General features: G+C 69.3%; 13 protein-coding genes. 4 read left to right on the top strand and 9 right to left on the bottom strand.

The genetic code is table 11. From position 1 onward, the window contains the following. The first annotated feature begins 28 nt into the window (after positions 1-28). Both ACSQ9A_RS05815 and ACSQ9A_RS05810 read left to right on the top strand, forming a co-directional pair. The gene (locus tag ACSQ9A_RS05815) at positions 29-427 is read left to right on the top strand and encodes a tautomerase family protein (protein ID WP_436302989.1); all 399 of its coding nucleotides are present in this window, start codon (positions 29-31) and stop codon (positions 425-427) included. A gap of 104 nt (positions 428-531) precedes the next feature. Further along, positions 532-1,890: a tetratricopeptide repeat protein gene (locus ACSQ9A_RS05810; protein WP_436302988.1), complete on the top strand. Its 1,359-nt coding sequence runs from the start codon at positions 532-534 to the stop codon at positions 1,888-1,890. A gap of 27 nt (positions 1,891-1,917) precedes the next feature. Here ACSQ9A_RS05810 and ACSQ9A_RS05805 read toward each other — a convergent pair whose 3' ends face one another. After that, positions 1,918-2,283 (bottom strand): SPW repeat protein, encoded by a 366-nt coding sequence (locus tag ACSQ9A_RS05805; protein ID WP_093109043.1) that lies wholly within the window; start codon positions 2,281-2,283, stop codon positions 1,918-1,920. A 112-nt stretch (positions 2,284-2,395) separates the two neighbouring features. Here ACSQ9A_RS05805 and ACSQ9A_RS05800 point away from each other — a divergent pair, with 112 nt between their 5' ends. After that, positions 2,396-5,446, top strand: a complete 3,051-nt coding sequence (locus ACSQ9A_RS05800; protein WP_436302987.1) for a transglycosylase domain-containing protein — start codon at positions 2,396-2,398, stop codon at positions 5,444-5,446. On the opposite strand, the gene ACSQ9A_RS05795 is transcribed toward ACSQ9A_RS05800, so the two are convergent. Continuing rightward, positions 5,441-6,112 (bottom strand): histidine phosphatase family protein, encoded by a 672-nt coding sequence (locus ACSQ9A_RS05795; protein ID WP_436302986.1) that lies wholly within the window; start codon positions 6,110-6,112, stop codon positions 5,441-5,443. The genes ACSQ9A_RS05800 and ACSQ9A_RS05795 overlap by 6 nt on opposite strands. A gap of 71 nt (positions 6,113-6,183) precedes the next feature. Between ACSQ9A_RS05795 and ACSQ9A_RS05790 the strand changes: the two genes are divergently transcribed. Continuing rightward, positions 6,184-6,897, top strand: coding sequence for an alpha/beta fold hydrolase (locus ACSQ9A_RS05790; protein WP_436302985.1), 714 nt, complete (start codon positions 6,184-6,186; stop codon positions 6,895-6,897). Here ACSQ9A_RS05790 and pcp read toward each other — a convergent pair. Genes pcp through ACSQ9A_RS05755 form a run of 7 tightly spaced genes read right to left on the bottom strand, consistent with a single transcriptional unit; the run spans position 6,894 to position 12,704 of the window. Further along, positions 6,894-7,535: a pyroglutamyl-peptidase I gene (gene pcp, locus ACSQ9A_RS05785; protein ID WP_093109091.1), complete on the bottom strand. Its 642-nt coding sequence runs from the start codon at positions 7,533-7,535 to the stop codon at positions 6,894-6,896. The genes ACSQ9A_RS05790 and pcp overlap by 4 nt on opposite strands. A gap of 20 nt (positions 7,536-7,555) precedes the next feature. Further along, positions 7,556-8,296, bottom strand: coding sequence for a 5-oxoprolinase subunit PxpA (pxpA, locus tag ACSQ9A_RS05780; protein WP_093109092.1), 741 nt, complete (start codon positions 8,294-8,296; stop codon positions 7,556-7,558). Positions 8,297-8,320: 24 nt separating this feature from the next. Continuing rightward, a complete protein-coding gene (locus ACSQ9A_RS05775) occupies positions 8,321-9,388 on the bottom strand; it encodes a biotin-dependent carboxyltransferase family protein (protein ID WP_436302984.1) in 1,068 nt (355 codons plus the stop codon). Continuing rightward, positions 9,388-10,041 carry a 5-oxoprolinase subunit PxpB gene (pxpB, locus tag ACSQ9A_RS05770; protein WP_436302983.1) on the bottom strand — a complete coding sequence of 218 codons (654 nt, stop codon included), beginning with the start codon at positions 10,039-10,041 and terminating at the stop codon, positions 9,388-9,390. The genes ACSQ9A_RS05775 and pxpB overlap by 1 nt, the downstream gene beginning before the upstream one ends. Further along, positions 10,038-10,541: a pantetheine-phosphate adenylyltransferase gene (coaD, locus tag ACSQ9A_RS05765; RefSeq protein ID WP_093109048.1), complete on the bottom strand. Its 504-nt coding sequence runs from the start codon at positions 10,539-10,541 to the stop codon at positions 10,038-10,040. The genes pxpB and coaD overlap by 4 nt, the downstream gene beginning before the upstream one ends. Positions 10,542-10,585: 44 nt before the next feature. Beyond that, positions 10,586-11,227, bottom strand: coding sequence for an RsmD family RNA methyltransferase (locus tag ACSQ9A_RS05760; protein WP_436302982.1), 642 nt, complete (start codon positions 11,225-11,227; stop codon positions 10,586-10,588). A gap of 40 nt (positions 11,228-11,267) precedes the next feature. Then, positions 11,268-12,704 (bottom strand): M16 family metallopeptidase, encoded by a 1,437-nt coding sequence (locus tag ACSQ9A_RS05755; protein WP_436302981.1) that lies wholly within the window; start codon positions 12,702-12,704, stop codon positions 11,268-11,270. Positions 12,705-12,718 lie beyond the last annotated feature (14 nt).

Genomic DNA, 12,718 nt, shown 5'->3' with positions numbered 1-12,718 from the left:
GGCACCAACCACCGAAAAGGAAAGAACCATGCCTCACATCGTCATTCATCTCTCCGGCCAGCCCGACGCCCAGCTCACCCGCCGCACCGTCGACACGGTGACCGAACTGACCCAGACCGTGCTCGGCAAGAAGCTGCCGGTGATCGCCGTCGCGGTGCAGTACATCGCAGATGACGCCTGGTTCGTAGGCGGCCGATCGCTGGCCGAGCTCGGCAAGTCGGCCTTCCACCTGGACATCAGCATCACGGACGAGACCAACACCAAGGCGGAGAAGGCCCGCTATTTGCGCGAGATCCACGCCGCGATGGCGGCGCGGCGCAAGAACCTGCACGAGGTGTCGTATGTGCACCTGATCGACGCGCGCGCCGCGGCCTACGGCTACGGTGGCCTCACACAGGAGTACAGGCACCAGCAGGCCGGGGTGTGAGAAGCCCCCCGGCTTGCCACTCCGTGTGCTTCGCCACCCCCCGAGGGGGAGGCGCGGCCCGCCTTGGGGCGGCCCGGCGGCGCCCGCGCGGCAAAATAGGCTTCATGCAAGACAGCCTCGGCAACCCGGTCAGCCTGACAGACGCCGCCAGCCTGCGCGCGGTCAACGACTTCGTCGAAGGCTTCATCGCCTGCGAGGCGCGCGCAGTCGACGTGCTGGCCGCCGCGCAGGACGAGAGCCCGATCGTGCAGGCCTATTGCGCAACGCTGCACCTGTTTGCCGAATCGCGGGACGCCGCCTCCAACGCGCGCCCCTTTCTCGAACGCGCGCGAGCCGGCGCAGCGCGCGCCAGCTCGCGCGAGCAGCGCTACATCGCGGCCGTCGCGGCGTGGGCGGATGGCGACATCGCCCGCGCGATCGCGCTGCACCAGGAGCAGGCGCGCGAACATCCGCGCGACCTGGCCTCGCTCAAGCTCGGCCAGTACCACTGCTTCAACACCGGCGACTGCCCCGGCATGCTGCGGCTCGCGCTGGCGGCGCTCCCCGCGGCCGCCGATGTGCCCTATCTGCACGGCATGGCTGCCTTCGGCTACGAGCAGTGCCACCTGATGCGCGAGGCCGAAGCCAGCGCGCGCCGCGCGATCGCGATGGAACGCAAGGAGCCCTGGGCGCACCATGCGCTCGGCCACGTCATGCTGACCGAGGGCCGGCTCGCCGAGGGCCTGGCCTTCATGCAGGAGGTGAGCGGCACCTGGGTCGGGCTCAACTCCTTCATGGTCACGCACAACTGGTGGCACGTGGCGCTGTTCCTGATCGACCTGGGCAGGGACGACGAGGCACTCGCCGTCTACGACCGGGAGGTGTGGGGTGTGGTCAAGGACTATTCGCAGGACCAGATCGGCGCGGTGTCGCTGCTCGCGCGCTTCGAGCTCGCGGGCATCGATGTGGGCGAACGCTGGCAGGACCTGGCCGCCTACCTCGCGCAGCGGCTCAACGACCACGTGCTGCCCTTCCTCGATCTGCAGTACCTCTACGGCCTGGCTCGCGCCGGACGGCCCGAGGCCGAGGCCTTGCTGCGCAACATCGAGGCCTACGCACCGCGTGCGCCGGCCTCGACGCGTGCCGCCTGGCAGCGCGTCTGCGTGCCCGCGGCGCATGGACTTCTTGCCCATGCGCGTGGCGACTTCGGGGCAACGATCGAATCGATGGGGCAGGCGCTCCCGCGCCTGATGGAGATCGGCGGCAGCCATGCGCAGCGCGACCTGTTCGAGCAGGTCTTCCTCGACGCGCTGATCCGCAGCGGCATCGAGGCCGCGATGGCCGGTGCCCAAGGCATCCTGCAGCAGCAGGTCAACGGGCAGCCGGAATCGCTGCGCCTGCGCCGGCAGGCCGATGCGGTCTACACCGCGCTGGGCTTGCGGGCGGCGGGCAGGTGGGCGCCGGCGGCGAAAGATCCCGCCTGAGCGCTATCCGCACGCGGGGTCACCCCGTCAGTGCGCGGTCCGGTCGTGCCACCAGCGGCTGTAGTCCTTGTCGGTCAGGAGCGTCCACAACGCCAGCACCAGGACCACGAGGCCGGTAATGACCGCCGTGAGCATGGCGTCGCCATGGGCGTTGAAGCCGAGCACCCAGGGGGACGCCATCAGCCAGAGCCCCAATGCCGCTTCGACCCACTCTTCCCAGGCCTGGGGGAGCAGCATGGCGCCGAAGGCTGCGGCGATGAGCGCCACGCCGACGATCACTGCGTTCGGCATGGCAGCAGCCTCGCCGGTGTAGCCCAGGATCCAGGGCGAAAGAGCCAACCAGACACCCAGCGCACCGTTGACCGGGTCTTGCCAATGCTTGAGTTGCATCATGGTCTGTACCTCCAGCCGGCAATAAGGCGCCGGCATCCGTTGGAGCCGCGCTTGGCAGCCGAGTTTCCGGCCTAGGGAGCTATGCCAAATAGCGCCGAAAGGAGCATCATTCATGCTGACGAACCCACGGTACGGGCTCATTGCGAGGCAGAGCGTGGCAAGGTTCAGAACGGTCTTCTGGCTCGGCGCGGCGCTCGCCGGGGTGGCTGCGCTCGTCGCATTCGCCGTGGACGAGCTCAAGACCTCGCGGCTGCAATCGGCGCTGTGGCACGACTACGCGCGCGACGCGCGCTTCAGCGTCGATGCCGGCGCCAGCGCCGCCATCCGTTTTCCCCATAGCGGACCCTACGACGAGCGCCTGGGCTACCGCCAGCTGCCCAACTACATCGAGCGCCTGCAGGCCCAGGGCTATGTGCTGACCCGCCAGGCACGCATGTCGCCGCGGCTGATCGAGCTGCACGAACGCGGGCTTTTCGGGCCTTACCGCGAGAAGAACCAGGCCGGCCTGACGGTGAGCGACTGCCGCGCCCAGACGCTGCTGCGCACGCGCGTGCCGCAGCGCGTGTACGAACGCTTCGAGGAGGTGCCGCCGCTCCTGGTCAATGCCCTGCTCTTCGTCGAGGATCGCCATCTGCTGGATGCCCAGCCGCCGCAGCGCAACCCCGCGATCGATCCGGAGCGCTTCGCGAAAGCCGCGCTCGAACAGATGCACCGGGCGCTCGACGTCACGCGCCCGGCCTCCGGCGGCAGCACGCTGGCCACGCAGATCGAGAAGTACCGCCATTCGCCTGGGGGTCGCACGGCCTCGGTCGGCGACAAGCTGCGCCAGATGGCATCGGCCTCGCTGCGTGCCTACCAGGACGGCGACGACACGCTGGCACGGCGCCGCCAGATCGTCGTCGACTACCTCGACACCGTGCCCCTGGCGGCACGCCCGGGATTCGGCGAAGTGCATGGCCTGGGCGATGGCCTGTGGACCTGGTACGGGCGCGAGTTCGGCGAAGTCAATCGTCTGCTGGCCGACACCGGCGGAGAGACGGCGCCATCGGACGAGGCGCTGCGCCGCCAGGCCGTGGCGTTCAAGCAGGCGCTGTCGCTGATGATCGCGCAGCGTCGTCCCTCGCAGCATCTGCTCGGCAACGGCGAGGGCCTGACAGGGCTCACCGACAGCTACCTGCGGCTGATGGGCGATGCGGGCATCATCGCGCCCGCGCTGCGCGATGCCGCGCTGGCAGTCCCGCTGCAGCAGCAGGCCGAGTTGCCGGCGGCGCCGCGCCCGGACTTCGTGCAACGCAAGGCGGTGAACGCGTTGCGCAACCATGTGTCCACGCTGCTGGATGTGCCGCGCGCCTACGACCTCGAACGCCTCGACCTCGAAGCGGAAACCAGCCTCGACAACGAGGCCCAGGCGCTTGCCATCCACGCGCTGACCAGGCTGCGCACGCCCGCCGCGGCGAAGTCAGCAGGGCTCATCGGCGATCACCGGCTGGATCCGGGCGCGAATCTCAGCCCGCTGATCTACAGCTTCACGCTGTATGAGCGCGGCGCGCACGCGAACCTGCTGCGCGTTCAGGCCGACAACATCGATCAGCCCTTCGATGTGAACCAGGGCGCCCGGCTGGATCTCGGCTCGACGGCCAAGCTGCGCACGCTGGTCAGCTACCTCGAACTGGTCGCCGAGCTGCACGAACGCTGGGTCGGGCTCGACGCGCCCGCGCTCTCCGCGCTGAAGCCCAGCGATCGCGATCCGCTCGGCACGTGGGCACGGCAGTACCTTCTGCACGCCAAGGACCGCAGCCTTGCACCGATGCTGGAGGCTGCAATGCAGCGCCGCTACTCGGCGAGCGAAGGCGAGGCCTTCTTCACCGGCGGCGGCCTGCATCACTTCGAGAACTTCGATCGCACGCACGCCGCCGCTTCGATGACCGTGCAGGAAGCCTTCAATCATTCGGTCAACCTGGTATTCATCCGGTTAATGCGCGACATCGTCTACCACCGGATGTTCGGCGAAGCCACCGACGGCCAGCGCCTGCTGCAGGATCCGGCCGACCCGCGCCGCCGCGAGATGCTTGCGCGCTTCGCCGACAACGAGGGCTCGGCCTACCTCGCGCGCTTCCATCGCAAGTACAAGGGCAAGTCGGCGGCCGAGGCCGAAGCGCTGCTGCTGCGCGGCGTGCGGCCATCGGCGCCGCGCCTCGCGAGCGTGCTGTTCACGATCGAACCCGAAGCCGGCGATGCGCAGCTCGACGAACTGCTCGCGCGCAAGCTCGGCCGCGGTGCCGGCTCGCCGCGCGCGCTGCGTGCGCTGCGCAACACCTATGCCGGTTTGTCGCTCGCCGACCGCGGCTACGTGGCCCGCGTGCATCCGCTCGAGCTCTGGCTGGTCGGCTTCCTGCGGCAGCAGCCGGACGCGACGCTGGCCCAGGCGTTGGACGCCAGCGCGCGCGAGCGCCAGGAGGTCTATGCCTGGCTCTTCAAGACGCGCCACAAGAGCGCGCAGGACCGGCGCATCCGCGAGCTGCTCGAGCGCGACGCCTTCGCGCAGGTCCATCGCTCATGGCAGCGCCTGGGCTACCCCTTCGCGTCGTTGACGCCCTCGTACGCGAGCGCGATCGGCGCATCGGGCGACCGGCCCGCGGCGCTGGCGGAACTGATGGGCATCCTGGTCAACGACGGCGCGCGGCGGCCGGTGCAGCGCGTTGGCGCACTGCACTTCGCACGCGACACGCCCTACGAGAGCCGGCTCGAACAGCGTGGCCCGGCCGCCCTGCAGGTGCTGCCGCCCGAGGTGGCCGCGACGGCGCGGCGGGCGCTGTTCTCGGTGGTGCGCGAAGGCACGGCACGGCGCCTGAAGGGTGCGCTCGTGGGCGCAGACGGCCGCGCGATCGAGATCGGCGGCAAGACCGGCACCGGCGACCATCGCTACGAACTCAGGGGGCGCGGCGGCCAGGTGATCGCCGAGCGCAAGATCGGCCGCTCGGCCACCTTCGTCTTCATGATCGGCGATCGCTACTACGGCACGATCTTGGCGTACGTGCGCGAGCCCCACGCCGCGCGCTACCGCTTCACGAGCGCGCTGCCGGTCCAGTTGCTGAAGTCGTTCGGGCCGCAGTTGCTGCCGGTGCTCCAGCGCAATGGGTGCGGCGACAACGGGCGCTCATGACTTCTTGAGATGGCGGCTCTGGTCGTAGGTGGGCTGCGGCGGCAGATCGGCCAGGTGTCGCGTGTCGGCCCAGTCGACGATCTCGATCTGTTCCGGCGCCGCGGCGTCGGCCATGCGGATGCGGTTGAAGCCCGCATTGGGAATCTCGCTCTGGCGCGGCCCGTTCAAGCCCAGCCCGCGCGCGGTGCGCCAGACCATGTCGAGCACGCCGCCGTGCGTCACCACCAGCACCTTCTGTCCCGCATGGGCGCCGGCGATGCGGCTCAGCGCCTCGATGATGCGCGCGTGGAACTGGCGCGCCGACTCGCCTTCGGGCATGGCATGGTCTTCGCGGAACTGGAGCCAGTCTTCCCAGGCGCGCGGATGCAGGCTCTGGATCTCGTCGGCGCGCATGCCTTCGACGATGCCGAAGTGCTGCTCGCGCAACGCGGCCGAGGTGAGGATCTCGAGTTCGAGCTGGCGCGCGGCCGGCGCCGCCGTCTGCTGCGCGCGCATCAGGTCGCTGCTGATCAGGTGCTGCACCGGCTCGCCTGCGAGCCGCAGTCCGAGCCGGCGTGCCTGCTCATGGCCAAGGTCGTTGAGGGGGACGTCGATGTGGCCTTGAAAGCGGAGTTCGCGATTCCAGTCGGTTTCGCCGTGGCGGATCAGGATGATTTCGGTGGACATGGTCTGGCCTCTATTCTCCTCGCAGCAGATGTCAGCATGTAGGCAGCCGCTTCTTCGCGGAGAATCCACCGATGTCCCGTCTTGTCCTGTTGCCCGGCCTCGCCTGCGACGAGCGCCTCTGGGAGGCGCAGCTGCCTGCCCTGCCCGCCACGCTCGACGTGCATGTGAGCGACGCCCACATGCGCCACGAGCGCATCGAAACCATGGCCGAAGCCGTGCTGCGCGAGCATGCCGGCCCGCTGATCCTCTGTGGTGCCTCGATGGGCGGCATGATCGCGCTGGAGGCCGCGCGCCAGGCGCCCGAGCGCATCGCGGGGCTCGCGCTGCTCGGCACCAATGCGCGGCCGGAAACGCCGGACATGTACAAGCTGCGCGAATCGGCGATCGAGCTCTTCGAGCGTGGTGAGGCGCGCGACGTGATCGAATTCAACGCGGGCTTCGCCTTTCACCCGACGCAGGCCGGCGACAAGGCGCTGGTGCAGCGCTATGTCGAGCTCGTGCTCGATGCCGGCGCGCAGCAGTTGATTCGCCAGAACCGCGCGCTGATGCAGCGCCCCGATGCGCGCCCGCATCTGCCCTCCTTGCGCTGCCCCGTGCTCGTGGTCTGCGGCGACGGCGATCGCTTGACGCCGCCCGAATGCTCGCAGGAAATCGCGCAGACCGTGCCGCGGGCCGAACTCGTGTGGGTGGAGGAATGCGGGCACATGCTGACCATGGAAAAGCCCGCCTTCGTCAATGCCGCGCTGATTCCGTGGCTCGAGCGCCTGCTGTTGGCAAGAGCCTAGTTCAACTGCCCGCCCGTTTCGCGCACATCCTCGCGCACCGCGAGCGATGTGGCAACCGCGATGCGCAGCGCCGCGATCACGGTGTCGAGCGCCATGCTCGGTGCGCCCGGAAAACGCGCCGCCTGCTCCGGCAGATAGGGGGTGTGGATGAAGCCACCGCGCATGCCCGGCACCGGCCGCGTCGCGATGCGATGCATGAGGCCGAAGAACAGGTGGTTGCAGACGAAGGTACCGGCCGTGTTCGAGACCGCGGCCGGGATGCCTACAGCGCGCAGATCGCGCACCATGGCCTTGATCGGCAGGCTCGAGAAATAGGCGACCGGCGCACCCGCCACCACGGGCTCGTCGATCGGCTGACAGCCCGCGTTGTCGCAGATGCGGCCATCGTCGATGTTGATCGCGACGCGCTCGGGCGTGATCTCGCTGCGGCCACCGGCCTGGCCGATGGCGAGCACCAGTTGCGGCCGCAGTTCGTCGATGGCGGCATCGAGCTCGGTGAGCGCCGCGCCGAACACGCAGGAGATGCGGCGCGCATGCACCACGGCGCTTTCGCAGCACCAACCGTCGAGCGCGCGCACCGCCTCCCACGAAGGATTGAGAGCTTCCTTGTCGAATGGCTCGAAGCCGGTCAGCAGCACGTTCACGGCGCGCGACGAAATCAGACCGTGGCAGCGACCGCAATGCCCTCGGTCGCGAGGCGCTCGCGGATGCGCTTCGCAAACTCCAGCGCATGCGCGCCGTCGCCATGCAGGCAAACCGTCTGCGCATTGACGTCGACCACCGTGCCGTCGATGGCGGTCACCTTGTGATCGCGCACCAGGGAGAGCGTCTGCGCCAGCGATTGCTCTTCGTCCTCGATCAGGGCGCCGGGCCGGCTGCGCGGCACCAGGCTGCCGTCGGGCATGTAGCCGCGGTCGGCGAACACTTCCTCCACCGGCTTCAGGCCGGCGCGCTCGGCGGCGCTGATCATGCCGCTGCCCGCGAGTCCGAAGAAGCGCAGGCCGGGGTCGAAGCGCCGCACCGCTTCGCAGATCGCCTCGGCCAGCACCGGGTCCTTCACCGCCTGGTTGTAGAGCGCACCATGCGGCTTGACGTGCGCCAGCGTGCCGCCTTCGGCCTTGACGATCGCCGCCAGCGCGCCGACCTGGTAGAGCACGCCGGCAACGATTTCTTCGGGCGGCAGCTGCATTTCGCTGCGGCCGAAGTTCTCGCGGTCGGGGAAGCTGGGGTGCGCGCCGATGGCCACGCCGTTGGCGATGGCCCAGCGCACGCACTGGCGCATGGTCTTGGCATCGCCCGCATGCCAGCCGCAGGCGATGTTGGCCGAGCTCACGAGGCGAAGCAGCGCTTCGTCGTTGTCGCAGCCTTCGCCGAGGTCGGCGTTGAGGTCAATCTGCATGGTCATGCCTCCCGCAGAGCCGCCTCAGGGGGCAGCGAATACACGAAGTGATGAGCCTGGGGGTTCATAGGCTTCCTTGGGGGAATTTTGCGCTGTCGTGCGCCAGCCTGCAGACGCCAGGGCTTGCGCCACCTGCGCCAGGTAGCGCTGCTGATCGGCCCAGGCTTCCAGCGCCGCTGCAGCATCGACCGGCGCGAGCCGCAGCCGGCCGTTGAGCGGCGCCCGCGCGAGCTTCCAGAGGTCGGCCCGGATGACGACGCCGATGCGCGGATAGCCACCGGTGGTCTGCGCATCGCCCATCAGGATGATCGGCTGCCCCGAGGGCGGCACCTGGATCGTGCCGGGGATCACCGCCGAGGACAGCATGTCGGCGCTGCGCTTACGCTTGAGCTCGGGGCCTTCGAGCCGGTTGCCCATGCGGTTGCTCTGCGACGTGGTGCGCCAGGGCTCACGCCACAGCAGTTCGCGCGAGGCCACGGTGAACTGCTCGAACTCGGGGCCGGGCATGACGCGCAGCACCAGCGCGCCGTCGTCGTCGTGCTCCCACTCGGGCGCGCGCAAACCGAAGGCGCGGCGCGCCATCTGTGGCGCATCCAGGGCCGGCACGCCCAGGGGCAACCGGTCGTTCTTCTTCAGCGCCCGGCCCAGATGGCCGCCGAAGCCGGCCTTCAAGTCGGTGCTGCGCGAGCCGAGGACCGGCTGCACATCGATGCCGCCCGCCACCGCCAGCCAGCTGCGCAGCCCTTCCTTGGAACTCCACTGGTTGGCACCGCCCAGCTTGAGCACCTGGCCCGCCGCCACCGGAACGCTCCAGCAGGGCCACAGCGGCGCACCGTCGAGCCGGGCGCCGAAGTCATCGCCGGCCAGGGCGATGCGGGTGGGCGATTCGAACCGGATTTCGCAGCCGCCCATCGTGAGCTCCAGGCCGGCCGCGCCGTCGGCATTGCCGACCAGCCGGTTGGCCAGCGTGAGGGCCAGCGCATCGAGCGCGCCGCCCGGACAGATGCCCTGCTGGCGATGGCCGTAGCGGCCCAGGTCCTGCACCGAGGCCAGCATGCCGGGGCGCAGGATCGTCAGGAAGGCGCTCGACATCACGCGTCGAGGCTTTCCACGAGGAAGCGCACGCGGTCGCCAGGGCGCAGCAGGGTCGGCTCCTCCGCGCGCGGGTCGAAGAGCTCGAGCGAGGTCCGCCCGATCAGTTGCCAGCCGCCCGGCGACACCAGCGGATAGATGCCGGTCTGCTCGCCGCCGATGCCGACCGAGCGGGCCGGCACCGCGACGCGGGGTTCGGCACGCCGCGGCGTCGCCAGTTCGGGCGGCAGCCCGCCCAGGAACGCGAAGCCCGGCAGGAAGCCGAGCAGGTAGACGATGTATTCGCCGGCACTGTGGCGCCGCACGACCTCGGCCGGCGTCAGACCGGTGTGCGCAGCCACGTCGGCGAGGTCAGGGCCGGCCTCGCCGCCATAGGCGACCGGAATCTCGATCTCGCGCCCCTGGATCGAGGTCGCGGCCAGTTGCGGCCACGCGGAAAGCACCTGCATCTCGAGCTCGGCAGCATCGATCTGCTCCGGGTCGAACAGCAGGCTCAGGTTGTTCATGCCGGGCAGGACTTCGTGGACGCCGCGCCACTGCAGCGCTTCGGTCGCCAATGCCCAGATCAGTTGCTGCTGTGCCAGCGTCGCCGGTGCGGGGAGTTCGCACAGCAGTGCGGCGTCACCCAGCGCATGGAGACGGGGCGGCGTCATTCGCGGCCGAGGCTCCGCACCTTGGCCATCAGGCTGTCCTGGACGTTGGGCGAAACGAACTTGTCGACCTCGCCGCCAAGCATCGCGATCTCGCGCACGAAGGTGCTCGAAATGAACTGGTACTTGTCGCTGGGCGTCAGGAACACTGTTTCCACATCCGGCATCAGCGAACGGTTCATGCCGGCGAGCTGGAACTCATAGTCGAAGTCGGTCACCGCGCGCAGGCCGCGCACCATGGCCTTGCCGCCCCGCGCGACGACGAAATCGCGCAGGAGTCCCGAAAAGCTTTCCACGGTGACCTGGTCGCTGTACGGCTGAACCGCCGTGCGCGCCATGTCCATGCGTTCCTGCAGCGTGAACAAGGCCTTCTTGTGATGGCCGGCCGCCACCGCGACGATGACCTTGGAAAACAGCTGGGTCGCTCGGCGCACCACGTCTTCATGACCGAGCGTCATGGGGTCGAAGGTGCCGGGGTATACCGCGATCACGTTGCTGGACATGGTGGCTTCCTCCTCATGCAGTTGATGCGGCCTGATCCGGCGGATTATGCAGTGCTGTCAGTCGCAAGTATCAGGAGATGCGCATGCACCGCGCCGGCCTTGAGATAGCGATAGGCCGCGAGCCCCAGCGCGGCCAGTTCCTCGTCGCTCCAGCGACGAGCGGCTTCGAGATAGATCACGCCCCCTGGCTGCAGGGCACGCGCGGCGGCGCGCAGCGCGGGCTCGTACAGCGCCGCGTTCTCGAAGGGCGGATCGAGGAAGACCGCATGTGCGCTGCCGGCCGGCGCGCGTTCCAGCGCGGTGACACCGTTGCCGCGCTCGATGCGCACCGCTTCGGCCGCCAGCTTGGTCTTCAATGTCTGCAATTGCGCCACCAGCGTCGCGTCCTGCTCGCACAGCAGCACCGAAGCGGCGCCGCGCGATGCGGCTTCGAGGCCCAGTGCGCCGGTGCCGGCGAAGGCGTCGATGCAATGCCAGCCCGGCAGCTCGCCGCCGCCGGCGCCCGCCAGGCTCGCAAGCCAGTTGAACAGCGTCTCGCGCACGCGATCGGGCGTTGGGCGAAGGCCGGGCTTGTCGGCCACGGCAAGGCGCGTGCGCCGCCATTGGCCGCCGATGATGCGGATGGCGCGGGGCGCCTTCGCGAGCTTGGGCGATGCAGGGGGTGTGGTTCGGGCTATGGCTTTCACGCGCACAGCTTAACGTCAGCCACGCATGAGCTCTTGCCCCTCAAGGCTTGCCGCCTACCACCACCGTCACCATCCGCTCGGGCTGCAGCTTGCGCGCGAATGCGGCCTTGATGTCGGCCGCGGTGACCGCGTTCATGCGCGCGGTCCAGGTGTCGAGATAGTCGAGCGGCAGATCGTTCCACGCGATGTTGGACACGTTGCCGAGCAGCTTGCGGTTGCTGTCGAGCAGCAGCGGGAAACCGCCGATCAGGTTGTCCTTGGCAGCCTTGAGTTCGACCGCGGTCGGTCCCTCGGCAACGAACTTCGCGAGCACCTCGCGCGCGACCTTCACCGCTTCCGCGGCCTGGTCGGGGCGGGTCTGGAAGCCGATGCGGAAGGCGCCCGCGTGCAGCCCCGGCGAGAAGCTGCTGTAGACGCTGTAGGCCAGGCCGCGCTTCTCGCGCACCTCCTCGGTCAGGCGCGAAACGAAGCCGCCGCCGCCGAGGACGTAGTTGCCGAGCGTGAGCGCGAAATGGTCCGGGTCGCTGCGCGGGTAGCCGGGCTGGCCGATCCACACGTGCGCCTGCGCCGAATCGAAAGGCAGGCGTTCGTCCTTCGCCGCAGCGAGCGCGGCAACCTGCGGCACGGGCGGCAACGCGGTGCAGGCGCCGGGCTCGGTCGCCATGGGCAGGCGCGACAACAGCGTGGTTGCGATAGCCTCCGCCTGCGCGCGCGTGACCGCGCCCACGATGCTGAGCTTGGCGCGGCAAGGCAGGATGAGCTGCTCGTAGCGCTGGCGCATCGTGGCGACGTCGATCTGCGCCAACGTGGCCTCGGTCGTGTCCTGGCCATAGGGATGCGTGCCGTAGACCGCCTGCGAGAAGGCGCGGCCGGCGATGGTCGCGGGTTTGGTGTTGGCTTCGCGGATCGACGCGTTGAGCCGTTCGCGCTCGCGCTTCCACACGTCTTCGGGAAAGGCCGGTTCGCCGATTTCGCGCGAGGCCAATCGCACCGCCTTGTCGAGCAATGCTGGCTGGGACAGCGTGCGCAGCGAGAAGCTCATGCGGTCGGAGCCTGCGCTGGCATCGAAGTTCGCGCCCAGATCGGCCCAGGCTTCGCCGAGCGCGTTCTCGTCCATCGCCGCGTCATAGGCCCCCAAGCTCGGCACTGACGTGTCCTCGCTGCCCCCCGAGGGGGCTGTCCCGCTTTGGGGCGGCCCGGCAGCGGGACGCCCGCTCGCGCGAATGCCCTTCTCGACCATGCCGGCCGTCACGCCCGCCAGGCCGGCCTGCGCGGGCGGATCGCGCCGGCTGCCGGCGTCGAAATCGATCTGCACATCGACGATCGGCAAGGCGTTGGTGGCGGCGAGATAAATCTTCGCGCCGTTGGGCAGCGCCCAATGCTCGATCGGGATGGCGGCCTGGGCGGAGGCGCCGAAGAGGACCGATGCGCCCGCCAGCACGGCGCTCAGCAGAGTCTTGTTCTTGAGAGACAGCATGAAGCGGAACCCTT

Origin of the sequence: Variovorax sp. LjRoot290, from assembly GCF_964253985.1 — a bacterium.
In the GTDB taxonomy this organism is placed as follows: Bacteria; Pseudomonadota; Gammaproteobacteria; order Burkholderiales; family Burkholderiaceae_C; genus Variovorax.
The sequence above is the reverse complement of the archived record's forward strand: the minus strand, read 5'-3'. Positions and strand labels throughout refer to the sequence as shown.

Coding starts and splice junctions, on each gene's coding strand:
- ACSQ9A_RS05815 (WP_436302989.1), top strand. CDS start 29: ATGCCTCACATCGTCATTCATCTCTCCGGCCAGCCCGACGCCCAGCTC.
- ACSQ9A_RS05810 (WP_436302988.1), top strand. CDS start 532: ATGCAAGACAGCCTCGGCAACCCGGTCAGCCTGACAGACGCCGCCAGC.
- ACSQ9A_RS05805 (WP_093109043.1), bottom strand. CDS start 2,283: ATGATGCAACTCAAGCATTGGCAAGACCCGGTCAACGGTGCGCTGGGT.
- ACSQ9A_RS05800 (WP_436302987.1), top strand. CDS start 2,396: ATGCTGACGAACCCACGGTACGGGCTCATTGCGAGGCAGAGCGTGGCA.
- ACSQ9A_RS05795 (WP_436302986.1), bottom strand. CDS start 6,112: ATGTCCACCGAAATCATCCTGATCCGCCACGGCGAAACCGACTGGAAT.
- ACSQ9A_RS05790 (WP_436302985.1), top strand. CDS start 6,184: ATGTCCCGTCTTGTCCTGTTGCCCGGCCTCGCCTGCGACGAGCGCCTC.
- pxpA (WP_093109092.1), bottom strand. CDS start 8,296: ATGCAGATTGACCTCAACGCCGACCTCGGCGAAGGCTGCGACAACGAC.
- ACSQ9A_RS05775 (WP_436302984.1), bottom strand. CDS start 9,388: ATGTCGAGCGCCTTCCTGACGATCCTGCGCCCCGGCATGCTGGCCTCG.
- pxpB (WP_436302983.1), bottom strand. CDS start 10,041: ATGACGCCGCCCCGTCTCCATGCGCTGGGTGACGCCGCACTGCTGTGC.
- coaD (WP_093109048.1), bottom strand. CDS start 10,541: ATGTCCAGCAACGTGATCGCGGTATACCCCGGCACCTTCGACCCCATG.
- ACSQ9A_RS05755 (WP_436302981.1), bottom strand. CDS start 12,704: ATGCTGTCTCTCAAGAACAAGACTCTGCTGAGCGCCGTGCTGGCGGGC.